Source organism: Streptomonospora sp. PA3 (assembly GCF_009728995.1).
Classification (GTDB): Bacteria; Actinomycetota; Actinomycetes; order Streptosporangiales; family Streptosporangiaceae; genus Streptomonospora.
In genome coordinates, this window is sequence record NZ_VTZW01000009.1 from 315,394 (window position 1) to 328,380 (window position 12,987).

At 72.1% G+C, this 12,987-nt stretch carries 9 protein-coding genes; 4 read left to right on the forward strand and 5 right to left on the reverse strand.

The features are described 5' to 3' along the window. Positions 1 to 107: 107 nt before the first annotated feature. On the reverse strand, positions 108 to 833 hold the full coding sequence (locus FZ103_RS09765; RefSeq protein WP_156000961.1) for an SDR family oxidoreductase: 726 nt from the start codon (positions 831 to 833) through the stop codon (positions 108 to 110). A gap of 82 nt (positions 834 to 915) precedes the next feature. Between FZ103_RS09765 and FZ103_RS09770 the strand changes: the two genes are divergently transcribed. Beyond that, positions 916 to 1,809: a LysR family transcriptional regulator gene (locus FZ103_RS09770; protein WP_186356076.1), complete on the forward strand. Its 894-nt coding sequence runs from the start codon at positions 916 to 918 to the stop codon at positions 1,807 to 1,809. Here the strand turns inward: FZ103_RS09770 and FZ103_RS09775 are convergent. The 3 genes from FZ103_RS09775 to FZ103_RS09785 all read right to left on the reverse strand — a co-directional run bounded on the left by FZ103_RS09775 (position 1,806) and on the right by FZ103_RS09785 (position 6,169). Further along, on the reverse strand, positions 1,806 to 2,390 hold the full coding sequence (locus tag FZ103_RS09775) for a hypothetical protein (protein ID WP_156000376.1): 585 nt from the start codon (positions 2,388 to 2,390) through the stop codon (positions 1,806 to 1,808). The two genes, FZ103_RS09770 and FZ103_RS09775, sit on opposite strands and share 4 nt — an antisense overlap. Before the next feature lie 125 nt (positions 2,391 to 2,515). Continuing rightward, positions 2,516 to 4,342: a glycoside hydrolase family 15 protein gene (locus FZ103_RS09780; protein ID WP_156000377.1), complete on the reverse strand. Its 1,827-nt coding sequence runs from the start codon at positions 4,340 to 4,342 to the stop codon at positions 2,516 to 2,518. Positions 4,343 to 4,588: 246 nt separating this feature from the next. Beyond that, positions 4,589 to 6,169: an MFS transporter gene (locus FZ103_RS09785; RefSeq protein ID WP_156000378.1), complete on the reverse strand. Its 1,581-nt coding sequence runs from the start codon at positions 6,167 to 6,169 to the stop codon at positions 4,589 to 4,591. Between the two features lie 141 nt (positions 6,170 to 6,310). On the opposite strand from FZ103_RS09785, the gene FZ103_RS09790 reads away from it, so the two are divergent. Further along, positions 6,311 to 9,541: a BTAD domain-containing putative transcriptional regulator gene (locus FZ103_RS09790; protein ID WP_156000379.1), complete on the forward strand. Its 3,231-nt coding sequence runs from the start codon at positions 6,311 to 6,313 to the stop codon at positions 9,539 to 9,541. Between the two features lie 152 nt (positions 9,542 to 9,693). On the opposite strand, the gene FZ103_RS09795 is transcribed toward FZ103_RS09790, so the two are convergent. Next, entirely contained in the window at positions 9,694 to 10,722 is a 1,029-nt protein-coding gene (locus FZ103_RS09795) for a cyclopropane-fatty-acyl-phospholipid synthase family protein (protein ID WP_255429867.1), read from the reverse strand. A gap of 276 nt (positions 10,723 to 10,998) precedes the next feature. Between FZ103_RS09795 and FZ103_RS09800 the strand changes: the two genes are divergently transcribed. Next, entirely contained in the window at positions 10,999 to 12,237 is a 1,239-nt protein-coding gene (locus FZ103_RS09800) for a class I SAM-dependent methyltransferase (protein ID WP_156000381.1), read from the forward strand. A gap of 64 nt (positions 12,238 to 12,301) precedes the next feature. After that, positions 12,302 to 12,955, forward strand: coding sequence for a dTDP-4-dehydrorhamnose 3,5-epimerase family protein (locus FZ103_RS09805; protein ID WP_275548862.1), 654 nt, complete (start codon positions 12,302 to 12,304; stop codon positions 12,953 to 12,955). Positions 12,956 to 12,987 lie beyond the last annotated feature (32 nt).

Here is a 12,987-nt window from a genome sequence, read left to right on the forward strand (position 1 = left end):
CCCATGCGGCCGGTCCGCCGCGGCGCGCTCCGTCCTCGGGACAGGCCGGTGGCGGCCTCCGGCTGCGGCGGTGCCGGCCGCCGCCACCGCGTTCCCGTCCGGCCGCCTCACCAGGGGACGGCGCCCTCGTCGTCGAAGAACCCGCCGCGCGGCCCGTCGTCGGGCAGGGTGGCGAGCCGGATCGCGATGGCCGCGCCCTGCTCCGGTGTCCGCGGCGCGTTGAAGCCGGTGAAGTCGGTCGCCACGTAGCCGGGGCAGGCGGCGTTGACGATGATGTCCGTGTCGGCCAGTCGGCGGGCGTACTGGGCCGTGATGCTGTTGAGCAGTGTCTTCGACGGCGCGTATGCGGCCATGATGGGGCCGGTCTGCAGCGTCAGCGAGCCCATGTTGCTCGACATGTTGACGATGCGCGGCGAAGGCGCGCGGCGCAGCAGCGGGAGCATCGCGTTCGTCACCCGGACGGCTCCGAACACGTTCGTGTCCAGGACCGTGCGGAGGACGTCGAGGTCGAGCGTCGTGGGGTCCTGTGCGCCGCCGTCGGTCCGGCCGGCGATGCCCGCGTTGTTGACGAGCACGTCGAGCCGTCCGGCCGTGCGCTCGATGCTCGCCGCAGCCGCGGCGGCGCTGGCGTCGGAGGTGACGTCGAGGGCGACCCCGAACGCGTCGACGCCCGCGGCCCTCAGGGCCTCGACGGCCGCCTCGCGCCCGGCCTCGTCGCGCGCGCCCACTGCCACTGTGCAGCCGATCGCCCCGAGCCCCCGTGCGATGGCGAAGCCGATCCCCTTGTTCGCGCCGGTCACCAGCGCGGTCTTCGTGTTGTTCACGCTGTCCATGCTGGGCGAGCCGTGCTCGCGCGTCCAAGACCGATTGGGCACGCTGTGATACTCGCCGGGTATCAGACGGTAGGCTGCGCCTGTGGACGATCTGGAGACCCGCGAGCTGCGGTACTTCGTCGCCGTCGCCGAGGAACTGCACTTCGGGCGCGCCGCCGGACGGCTCGGGATCGCGCAGCCGCCGCTGTCCCGTGCGATCCGCCGGCTGGAGCAGCGGCTCGGCGTCCGCCTCCTCGACCGGGACCGCCGCACAGTGGCGCTCACGGACGCCGGCAGGGTGCTCCTGCGGGAGTCCCGGGCGGCCCTCGACGCCGTCGCGGCCGCCGCACGCCGGACGCGGCGCGCCGGGGACGCCAAGCGGCCGCTGGTGCTCGCGACCAAGGCCGGGGCCTCCCACGAGCTGCTGCGGCGGCTCCTCGACGGCGTCGCCGGCGATCCCGGTGCGGCGCCGGTCGAGGTCCTGCTGTGCGAGGTCGGCGAGCAGGCGGGGCTGCTTCGCGGCGGGCACGCCGACGTGGCGCTCATGCACCGCCCGTTCGACGACCTCGCCGGGTTCGACACCGAGGTCCTCGACGTCGAAGGCCAGGTCGCGATCCTTCCCGCGCAGCATCCCCTCGCCGCACGCGGCCGGCTCACGATGGCGGAGGTCCAGAACGTAGCCGACCTGCCGATCGCCCGCTGGCCCCGGCTCGACGGTTCCTACCCGGACGGCCCCGGACCCGAGGTGCGCACCCAGTCGCAGCTCGCCCAACTCGTGGCGCTCGGCCGGACCCTGCTCGTCATCCCCGCCTCCAGCCGCGCCTGGCAGTGGCCCGAGCACGTCGCGGTGCCCGTCGTCGACGCGCCGCAGGTCACCACGGTCATCGCATGGCCGCCGAGCAGCCGCTCGCCGGCGGTCGCCTCCCTCGTCCGCGCAGCGGCCGGACTCCGCGGCACCCCGCCCGCCTCGACCGGCGACCGCACCCCGTCCGGCTAGACAGCCCCTGTGGAGACGGCCGCCGCCCGGTGCCAGGCGCGCCAGGCGAGCAGGGCGAAGGGCACGATCACCAGCAGGTCGGCGAGATAAGCCACCCATTCGAGACGAAGGGCACGGCCCAGCGGAAATGTGATGGCGGCCAAGCAGATCAGCGCGGCCACCCACCATGGCGACATCCGGGTCCACCAAAGGAGTATGCCGAATACGAACAGTGCCAACGGAAAAACCGGGCCCGGCAGCCAAAGCACGAGAAGGCTTTGCGGCGGGTAGTCGCCGAATCGCGCCAGCCCGGACCGTTCCGCCATGCCGAATACCCCTTCGAAGAACCCCTGCAGCCCGAAGGCGATGCTGCCGAACATCCCGATCAGCAGTACCAGCAGCCACAACCCGGCGATCCGGGGGATCCGCTCGCGCAACCGCTCGTATTCGCCCAGCAGTCCGTACACCCACGGCACCATTGCCAGCGCGATCAGAATTCCGCCGTTTACTCCGTAATGTCCGCCGGTCCAGAAGAACGGCGACGCGGCGAAGATCAGCGGGCCCAGGATGAGGGCCGCCGCCTGCAATCGTTGCACGAGCATGGCGGCAGAGTATGGGCGGTCCCACCGGCCCACAAGCGCACTCTCGGGCGCGGGCGTCATCCGGTTCGGAGCCTATCGGTTCGCGGTGGATCCGCCGCATGATGAGCCGGGACCGCGCCGGTCGATCAGCGCAGCCGCGCCTTCGCCCGCGCGAGGTTCACCCCGCTGGCGACGACGCCGATGTGGCTGAACGCCTGCGGGAAGTTGCCCATGAAATCCCCGGTCGAGGGATCGATCTGCTCGGAGAGCAGCCCCAGTGGGCTCGCCCGATCGCACAGCGACCGGTACAGCCGTTCGGCCTCCTCCACCCGGCCCTGCAGCGCGAGGTTGTCCACGAGCCAGAAGCTGCAGAGCACGAACGCGCCCTCGTCGCCGGGAAGCCCGTCGGTCGACGCTTCATGGAGGTACCGGTACAGCAGGCCGTCTCCGGCCGAGAGCCGGTCGGCGATCGCGGCCGCGGTGGCGACCGCGCGCGGGTGGTCGGCGGGGACCACCTGCCTGAGGGGGAGCGCGAGCAGGCTCGCGTCCAGGCCGCCGCTACCGTCGAGGTGTTCGCGGAAGGTCTGCGCGTCCTCGTCCCAGGACTCCTCCAGGACGAGCCGGCGCAGCTTGTCGGCGGACGCCCGCCAGGCCGCGATCGGTCCGGGCAGACCGAGCCGTTCACCCATCGCGGCGGCCCGGTCCGAAGCCACCTGGCACATGCCGGCCGAATAGGTGAACACCCTGCCCTCGCTGCGCACCTCCCAGATGCCCTGGTCCGGTTGCCGCCACGCCGCCCCCGCGGTGTCGGCGAGTCCACTCAGGCGGGCCCACATCTCCGGCTCCAGCGTGCCCCCGGCCTTCAGCCACTGGTCGGCGCAGTCCAGCACCTCGCCGTAGAGGTCGTGCTGGAGCTGGTCGGCGGCACCGTTGCCCCACCGCACCGGGGCGGAGCCCCGATAGCCCGCCAACTCGGTGTCCACGAGCTCGTCGGGCACCGCGCCGCCGTCGATGCGGTACATGATCCGCGGCGTCCGGCTCTGTTCGAAGGCGTCGAGGACCCACCCCAGGAAGCCGTCGGCTTCATCGGCGAAACCGATCCGGCGCAGCGCGAACACGGTGTAGGCCGCGTCGCGGATCCATGTGTAGCGGTAGTCCCAGTTGCGGACCCCGCCGATCGGAGCCGGCAGCGAGGACGTCGGCGCCGCGACCAGGGCGCCGTTGACCCAGTCGTCGCACAGTTTCAGGGTGATCGCCGCGCGCCGGACCAGCGCCTCCTCGGGGCCGCGGTAATCGAAGCGCGCCATCCACCGGCGCCACGCCTCGGCCGTGTCCAGCAGCATCCGCTCGGCGCCGACCCGGTGGTGGCGGCGCACGCGCCCCCAGGACAGCACCAGGTCCAGGCGCTCGCCGCGATGCAGCTCGTAGGTGCCGTCCAGGCCGCTGAGGGGGCGGTTCGAGCGCAGATGCAACCGCAGATCCGGCCGCCCCGCGACGTCCAGCTCCAGTCCGCCGGAAACCGGGCGCACCTGCGCGCCGCCGCGGGGGTGCATGGCCACGCGCAGGCGGACGTCGCCGTCCAGGACCACGGCGGAACGCACGAGCTCCGCTCGCTGTGCGGGTGCGTCGTCGGCGAGGTCGGCGCCCGAGCGCAGCGCCAGCGCGTCGGTGACGCGGACCCGGCCCGCGGGGCCCTCCAGTTCGGTGGCCAGGACCGCCGTGTCGGGCTCGTAGCGCTGCCGGGCCTGCACGACCACATCCGGCTGGACGGTGAAATGCCCGCCCCGCTCGCGATCCAGCAGGCCGCAGAACGGCGGTTCGGAGTCGAAGCGGGGCAGGCACAGCCACGGGACGGATCCGTCGAGGCCCACCAGCGCTGCGGTCGCGCCGTCGCCGATGAGACCGAGATCCTCCAGGGGCAGGTAGCCGTCGCGCCGGCGCACCGGCCGAAACGGCGGATCGGGATCCAGCATGCCGTCTCCGTTCCCAGCCGGTCCCCGCCGGACGCATACCGCGGTGCCAGGCCCGGCGGTGAGCGGGACCGCGATGACGTCCCCGCGACGCCGGAGCCGCTCCCCGAGTCGCGCGAAGCAGCAGGGCCGTGTTCGTCCCTGCCTGTGCAGTACCCGGCGCGGATCCGGGATAAGCCCGCCGCCGGCCGCTGCTCGGGGATCGTCCACCGCGGTCGATCGCATGCCGCCGGAACCCGGTAGGGCGGCTCAGCGGCCGCGGCCGCTGTCCTCGTCCTCCGGTTCGGCGGTCCGCTCGACTCCGCCCACGGGGACGCGGCGCAGCGCGATCACGGCCATGACCGCTGCGGCCGCCAAGACCGCGGCCCCGCTGGCCGCGGCGGCCTGCATGCCCTCGGTGAACGCCGCGAATGCGGTGGCCAGCAGTTCCCGCGCGGCCTCCGCCGGCAGGTGCTCGGCGACGGCCACCGCTCCGGGCAGCGTTTCCTGGGCGGCCTCGGCGACCTGGGGAGGGGCGTCGGCGGGGACCTCGGCGGCGACCGCGTCGCGGTAGACGCCCATCCCGATACTCCCGAGGATCGCGATGCCCAGAGCTCCGCCGAGTTCACCCGCCGACTCCGACAGGGAGGAGGCCATCCCGGCGCGTTCGGGCGGTGCCGAGGCGACGACCAGGTCGGTGCACACCGCGGCGATCGCGCCCATCCCGGCGCCGACCATGCCCACTCCGATGAGCAGCAGCCCGATGGATGTATCGGGGGTCACCTGGGTCAGCACCCCCATGCCCCCGGCCCCCGAGAGCAGAGCGGCCCCGACGATGTATCCCGTCCGAACCAGCCGGGTGGCCGCCACCGCCAGCATCGAGCCGATCGCCGACATGCACACCATCGGCAGCATCCACAACCCCGCCTCGATGGGACGCATGTCCAGCACCAGTTGCAGATACTGCGACACGAAGAACATGAACCCGACCAGTGCGAACACGCCGAGGACCACGGTCACCAGCGACGCGCTGAACGCGGAGTCGCGGAAGAGCCGCACGTCGATCAGGGGGTCGGCGAGGCGCAGCTGCCTGCGGACCAACCACACCCCCGCAGCGGCTCCCACCGCGACGGCCAGAGCCGCGGCCGCGTCGGGGCCTTCCTCGGCGACCCGCTTCACCGCGAAGACGAGCGGAATGATCGCGGCCAGCGACAGGGCCGCGCTGAGCAGGTCGAGCCGCCCTGCCTCCGGGTCGCGGTACTCGGGCAGCAGCAGCGGGCCGGCCAGCAGGAGTAGCAGCATCACCGGGACGCTGATGAGGAACACCGAGCCCCACCAGAAGAACTCCAGCAACACACCGCCGACGAGGGGACCCACGGCCGTTCCGCCGATGAATCCGACCGTCCACAGGCCGATGGCCACCTGGCGTTGCCGCGGGTCGGCGAACATGTTGCGGATCAGCGCCAGGGTGGCCGGCATCAACGTCGCGCCGGCGATCCCCAGTGCGGCACGTGCGGCGATGAGCATCTCGGGACTGGTCGCGAACGCCGAGGCCGCCGAGGCGAGGCCGAACCCGGCCGCACCGAGCAGCAGGAGCCGCCGGCGGCCGATCCGGTCGCCCAGCGTGCCCATCGTCACCAGCAGTCCGGCCAGCAGGAAGGTGTAGATGTCCATGATCCACAGCAGCTCGGCCGTGCTGGGCTCCAGGTCGGCCGCGAGCCGCGGTATCGCGAAGTTGAGGATCGTGACGCTCATCGCGATGAGCAGTACGGGCAGCATCAGTACGGCGAGCCCGGCCCATTCCCGGCGCCCTGCGAGGTCGGCCGCAGCCGACGGGGGTTCGGTCTTCATGGGCTCGACTCTGCGCGGCGCCGCGCACCGCGCGCGCACCGCCGGCGCACCGCGCGCTCACCGAGGGCGCGGCTGCGCCCGATCGTCGACCGGATCCGCCGGCGTGGGACCGAATCGGCGCGGTCGGCGATACTGGATGGCATGCGAGTGGGAATCCTCGGCCCGACCGAGGTGCGCTCCGAGGAGGGGACCCTCCTGGGGGTGGGCGGCGTCCGCGGCAGGGCCGTGCTCGCCGTCCTCGCCTTGGACGCCGGGCGCCCGGTGCCCAAGGAGCGGCTGATCGACGGCGTCTACGGCCAGTCCCCGCCCGCCGGTGCCGACAACGCCCTGCAGTCGCAGATCTCCCGACTGCGCGGCGCCTTGCGCAGCGGTTCGGTCCCCGGGCCGGTGGAGTCGCACCCGGCCGGCTACCGGCTGGCGATCGACCCGCTCGATGTCGACGCGCACCGGTTCGAAGACCTGGCGGCACGCGGACACGAAGCGCTGGCCGCCGAAGACCACGGCCGCGCGGTGCTTCTGCTCGACGAAGCGCTGAGTCAGTGGCGGGGGCCTGCGCTCGTCGACGTCGCCGCCGCCTCGTTCGCCGAAGCCGCCGCTCAGCGGTTGGCGGAGTTGCGGCTGGGTGCGGTGGAGAGCCGGATCGAGGCGCGGCTGGCGCTCGGCGAGGGCGGGGCGCCGGTGGGCGAGCTGTTCGAACTCGTCGCCGACCACCCGCTGCGCGAGCGGCTGCGCGGCCTGCTGATGCGAGCGCTGCAGGCAGGGGGCCGCCAGGCCGAGGCCCTGGCGGTCTTCGAGCAGGGGCGGGCCCGCCTCGCCGAGGAACTGGGTGCCGACCCGTCGCCGGAGCTGGCGCGCCTCCACACCGCGATCCTGCGCGGCGAGGAGACCGCTCCGCCCGCGCGGCCCCGCGAGCGTGTGTCGGCGTCCCAGGCGACCGGCGCACGGCCGCTGCGGGCGCTTCCCGCCCAACTCACCGGGTTCGTCCCGGGCGGCGGCCCCGAGCAGGGGCCCGAGGGCGTCCGTGCCAAGCTGCGCGCCTCGCGCCTGGTGACGCTCACGGGGCCGGGCGGCGTCGGCAAGACCCGGCTGGCTTTGGAGGCGGCGGCACTGGAGCCCGGCGAGATCTGCTTCGTCGAACTCGCGCGCACCGAGAGCGGCGGCGACGTGCCGCAGGCGGTGCTCACCGCACTGGGCATCCGCGAGTCGGGACTGGTCTCCTCGCCTGTACCCGACGGCGGCCCGCCGCGCGCGGATCCGTCGGCGCGGTTGGCCGCGGCGCTGGCCGATCGTGCGCTGCTGCTCGTTTTGGACAACTGCGAGCACGTGCTGGCCGCGGCGGCCGAGCTCGCGGCGCGGCTGCTGGAGGAATGCCCCCGGTTGCGCATCCTGGCCACCAGCCAGGAGACCCTGCGGATCACCGGTGAGCGGGTGCACCCGGTCGCGCCCCTGGCGCTTCCGCCCGAGAACGCCGGCGCCGAGGAGGCGATCGGCTACCCCTCCGTCCGCCTGTTCGCGGAACGCGCGGCGGCCGCGCAGCCGGGTTTCGCGGTCGACGACGGCAACGCGGCCGACGTCGTCGCCGTCTGCCGGGCGCTGGACGGTCTCCCCCTCGCCATCGAACTGGCCGCGGCACGCGCCCGCGCCCTGCCGCCCGCCGAGATCGCCCGCCGCCTCGACGACCGCTTCGCCCTGCTGGGCCGCGGAAACCGGGCCGCCCCGGCCAAGCAGCAGACGCTGCGCGCGGTGGCCGCATGGAGCTGGGGACTGCTGGACGAGGCGGAGCAGCGGCTCGCGCGGCGGTTCGCCGCGTTCTCCGGCGGCGCCGATCTGGCGGCCGTCAGCGCCGTATGCGATCCGGGCGGCGAGGTCGCCGACACACTCACCGGTCTCGTGGAGAAATCCTTCGTCGAGGCCGTCGACGGCGGCCGGCGGTATCGGATGCTGGCCACCATCCGCGAGTTCGCGGTGGAGCGCCTGGTCGAGGCGGGTGAGGAGCAGCGGGTGGGCCGCGCCCACGCCGACCACTACCGCGAGCTGGCCGAGGCGGCCGATCGCGCGCTGCTCGGGCCGGCCCAGGCCGAACAGCTCGCCCGGCTCTCCGAGGACCACGGAAACCTGACCGCGGCGCTGCGCTGGACCGTCGAGCACGACGCCGCCGCCGCGCTGCGGCTTCAGGCGGCCCTGTCCTCCTACTGGTGGCTGCGCGGACTCCACGACGAGGGAGCGCCGCTGGCGGCCGCCCTGCTGGAGCGCATCGACGCCCGGGAGCCGCGCCGAGCGCCCGAGGACTTCCTGCTGTGTGTGGCCAACGCGACCGCGGACGGGGCGGTGGTGCCCGGCGACCGGATCGACGCAGCGGTGGAGATCGCCGAGGGAGTCGCGCCGCCGCTGCGGCGCCCGCTGCTCGCGCTGCTGTGGCCGGCTTGCGCCGGACAGGCGGGCCGCTCGGCGGGCATCGGCGCCTTCCTCGAACGCTGCCGGACGGCCGAGGAACCGTGGGTGCGCGCGGCCGCCGACGTCGCCGAGGGGTACCTGCGCTACTTCGGAGGCGACTCCCGGCGAGCCGAGGCCGCCTTCACCTCGGGCCTGGCCGGATTCCGCGCGGCGGGCGACCGATGGGGCGCGGTGCAGGCGCTTTCCGGGCTCGCCGGCATCGCCTCGTGGCAGGGCGATCTGGAGCGCACCACCGCTCTGACCGGTGAGGCGCTGGAGATCACACAGCGGCTGGGCGCCCGCGAAGACAGCGCCGACCTGGTACGTCTGCGCGCCGAGGCGCTCCTGCACAACGGCGATCCCGCGGCCGCGCGCCCGGAGTTCGAACAGGCGGCCGAGCTCGCCCGGCAGAGCGCGGCCGCCGAGATTCTGGCGGCGGCCCGCTACGGACTCGCCGAAGCGTACCGGCAGCAGGGCGACCGCATCGCGGCTCGGCGGATGTGCGAGTGGGCCCGGCAGGCGGCCCCGCCGGGCGGCCCGGGGGCCGCGGCGGTACGCGCGCAGCGCGGCCTGGTGGAGCTGGGGCGGCTCGCCGCGGCAGAGGGCGATTCCGCGCAGGCCCGCAGCTGGTACCGGCGCGCGTTCGCCGGCGACCCGAGCCGCTGGTACCCGCCGCAGCGGACCCTCGCGGCCGATGTCCTGGCCCAGGCCGCTCTGGAGGACGGAAACGCCGAGCGCGCCGCCCGGCTCCTGGGCGCATCCGCCGCTCTGCGGGGCGGCAGCGCCGCGCACACCCTCGACGCGGCCCGCACCGCCGAGGCCGCCCGCGCCCGGCTGGGGGAGGCCGCCTACGCTGCCGCCTACCGGCACGGAAGCCGCATGTCGCCCCCGCAGGCCCTTACCGAGATCGCCAAGGCGCTGTCCGACCACGTCACCTGACCGCCGCCGCGCGCTATCGGGACGGGGTGCGGCGTGTGCTCTCGGCGCAACCGGTCCCGACCTGTGGGGCGGCAGCGCAGGGCCGTGCCCAGGGCCGCGGGCCGGGCGGCCGCGAAACCGCCGGCCAGGAAGCGAGCTGGGCGGGCGACCCCTCAGGCCGGCGAGGCGGTGACGATGCGGAAAGGCAGTCCCGCCACGCTGTGGGTCCGGGCATCGGCGAAGCCTGCCGCGGTGAGCATCCGATCGTAGGTCTCCTGGGAATGGACCTCCCCTTCGTAGGTCCAGGCCAGCATCAGCACCGAGAACAGGTGGGACGCCGCTTCCGCTTCTGGTGAGGCGTCCTCGGAGACGGTGAAGCCCACGAGTCCCAGCCGGCCGTCGGGCTTGAGCACGGACCGGGCGCGTTCCAGCAGCCGCGTGGCCCGATCGGCGGAGAAGTGGTGCAGAACGTTGGTGATGAGAACCAGGTCGTAGGGACCGCCCAGAGGCACCTCGAACATGTCACCGGCGATCTGGCTCATCCGGTCGGCGACACCCGCGCGTACGGCCTCCTCTTGGGTGTAGGGCAGCACGCTGTCCCAGTCGAGCGCCCAGATCCGCGCCTGCGGATACCTCTGGGCGACGGTGCATCCGTATACCCCGTGTCCGCAGGCGACGTCGAGTACGTCCAACGTGTCGCGGCCCTTCGCCCAATCGGTGAGCGCCTCGGCCAGCGTCGACGCGGTCGGGCGGGCGACGACCGGGGCATAGCTGGCGAAGTGCTGCCAGTACCCGTATTCCGGGGTCTCCGCATGTTCGTCCATGACCGTTCCGCCCTTGCGGACCGCCTCCGGCAGCCGCTTGAGCGCGTCCCATTCCCAGTCGCTGGCGAAGACGTGCACCATGTCGCCCACATACTGGGGACTCTCCGGATCCAGGAGCTCCGCGCCTCCGGGGGCAAGGAAGTACTCGTCCCCCCGCTTCTCCACGAGCCGGAGGGCGGCGAGGGCATTCAGCAGGATTCGCATGCCCCGCGGTTCGGTGCCGGTCTTGGCGGCCACGGAAGCTGCGGAGTCTCCCCTGATCAGATGCGGAAAGACACCGAGTTCGATTCCCGTGCGGAGCAGGCTGGTGTCCTTGTAGACGCGCATCATGGCAAACAGCGATTCGCGGGTGATGAAAGGCGTTTCAGTAGCGTCCATTGGCCGTCCGATCCGGTCGCGTGGCGATGAGGGGCCGCCCCGCGAAGTTCTCCGGGTTTCGGCGGGGCCGTGGTAGTAGGGCGAGCGGTCGTCGAACGCTCGGCTCCTCCCCACCACCGTCCATCGCCCTCCTGGAGAGCGGCTCGAAACCGGCTTGACCCGTCCTCTCGCCGACCGCCGGCTCTTGAGCGGGAATCGATCGGGCCTCAAGGCGCGGCTGTGATCGTCGAGTAGACGACCAGGCCGTACCGCGTCGCACCCGGATCGGGAGTGAAAATGGAAATAGACGACTGCCGCATCTGCGGCAACCGAACGCTGATCCCCTTGCTCGACCTCGGTCCCCAGGCGGTCACCAGCATTTTCCCGGCCAGCAGGAGCGAGGCTCTGGAAATCCCGAAGGTTCCCCTGGAGCTCGTGAAGTGCTCACCCGACGGGTGTGGACTTGTGCAGCTGCGCCACACTGCGGACTTCTCGCTGATGTACGGTGATCACTACGGCTACCGATCCGGCATCCGCAACTTCATGATCCAGCACTTGGCCGGAAAAGTCGCCGACGCGACCAAGCGGGTGGATCTCGAAGCCGGCGACGTGGTCGTCGACATCGGCAGCAATGACGGGACACTACTGCACGCTTATCCGGAGATCGGCCTAACCCGTGTCGGCATCGACCCCAGCGGTGGGAAGTTCCGAGAATCGTATCCGGCGGACGCCGATCTGATCGCGGACTTCTTCGACCAGAAGCTCTTCACCGATCGGTACGGGGATCGCAAGGCGAAGATCGTCACGTCTTTCGGGATGTTCTACGACCTCCCGCGTCCGATGACGTTCATGCAGGACGTGTACGACATCCTGGACGACGACGGCATCTGGGCCATGGAGCAGAGCTACATGCCCGCGATGCTCGACGCAGACGCCTACGACGTCATGTGCCACGAGCATCTGGAGTATTACGCGCTCCAGCAGATCGAATGGATGGCCGAGCGTGTGGGTCTGGGCGTCATCAGCGCCGAGATCACCTCCATCTACGGAGGCAGCCTGTATGTGACGCTGGCGAAGCGGCCGGAGCGGCACGACATCGACGAGCAGGGCATCGAGCGCATCAGGGCGGCCGAAAAGGCGGCCATGCTGCACACCATGGCTCCGTACGAGGAATTCGCCAAGCGCGTTCCCGAGTCCCGTGACCGCCTGATCGACTACCTGGCCGATTCCCGCAGGTCCGGCAGGCGCACCGTGGGCTACGGCGCGTCGACCAAGGGCAACGTAATCCTCCAGTACTGCGGGCTGGGAGAGGACGAACTCACCGTGATCGGCGAACCGAACGAGGAGAAGCACGGCTGCTTCACTCCAGGAACCGGGATTCCGATCGTCTCCGAGGAGGCGGCCAAGGCACTCAACCCCGACCAGCTCCTGGTACTGCCATGGATCTATCGCGAGGGCTTCATCGAGAGGGAGCACAGCTTCACCCAGGCCGGCGGCAAGCTGGTCTTCCCACTCCCGCGTCTCGATGTCGTCTGACCATGGGCGTGGGTCGACGCAGCCGGTATTCGCACATTCGCCGCCAACAAGCAGGGGCCAGGGCATGACAGAGAACTCGCCGAAATCGACTGCCGACACCACCATGACCGCCGAAGAGCTCCGGGTCGAAGGAGCGTTCGCCTTCACGCCGCAGGTCTTCCCCGACGACCGGGGATACTTCCTTGCCCCCTTCCAGGAGCCGGCGTTCACCGAAGTGCTGGGACACGGCCTGTTCCAGGTAGCTCAGGCGAACCACAGCCGTTCCCGCCGCGGAGTGGTACGGGGTGTGCACTATACGGTGGCTCCTCCCGGGTCGGCGAAGTATGTGCACTGCATGCGCGGGCGCTCGCTCGACATCGTCGTCGACATCCGCGTCGGTTCACCGACCTACGGCCGCTGGGACGCGGTACTGCTGGACCAGGCGGACTTTCGTGCCGTCTACCTGCCCCTCGGAGTCGGGCACGCGTTCATCGCTCTGGAGGACGACACGGTGATGTCCTACTTCATCTCCAGTAGCTACGTCCCCGAGTACGAGCTGGCCGTCGACGCTTTCGATCCGGCCCTCGGGCTGCCCGTGCCCGAGGACATCACGCCCATCCGCTCCCCCCGGGACACGGTCGCGCCGAAGCTGGCCGAGGCGCGGGAGCAGAACCGGCTACCGCACTACACGGAATGCAAGCGCTTGGAAGCGGACCTCTACGCCGGATCCGGGTCCTGAGGCACCTCGCCGAGTCGTCGGCCCGCGCAGCC

Excerpts from the sequence above, each read along its gene's own strand:
- FZ103_RS09795 (WP_255429867.1), bottom strand. The coding sequence starts at position 10,722 with ATGGACGCTACTGAAACGCCTTTCATCACCCGCGAATCGCTGTTTGCC.
- FZ103_RS09800 (WP_156000381.1), top strand. The coding sequence starts at position 10,999 with ATGGAAATAGACGACTGCCGCATCTGCGGCAACCGAACGCTGATCCCC.
- FZ103_RS09765 (WP_156000961.1), bottom strand. The coding sequence starts at position 833 with ATGGACAGCGTGAACAACACGAAGACCGCGCTGGTGACCGGCGCGAAC.
- FZ103_RS09775 (WP_156000376.1), bottom strand. The coding sequence starts at position 2,390 with ATGCTCGTGCAACGATTGCAGGCGGCGGCCCTCATCCTGGGCCCGCTG.
- FZ103_RS09785 (WP_156000378.1), bottom strand. The coding sequence starts at position 6,169 with ATGAAGACCGAACCCCCGTCGGCTGCGGCCGACCTCGCAGGGCGCCGG.
- FZ103_RS09790 (WP_156000379.1), top strand. The coding sequence starts at position 6,311 with ATGCGAGTGGGAATCCTCGGCCCGACCGAGGTGCGCTCCGAGGAGGGG.
- FZ103_RS09780 (WP_156000377.1), bottom strand. The coding sequence starts at position 4,342 with ATGCTGGATCCCGATCCGCCGTTTCGGCCGGTGCGCCGGCGCGACGGC.
- FZ103_RS09805 (WP_275548862.1), top strand. The coding sequence starts at position 12,302 with ATGACAGAGAACTCGCCGAAATCGACTGCCGACACCACCATGACCGCC.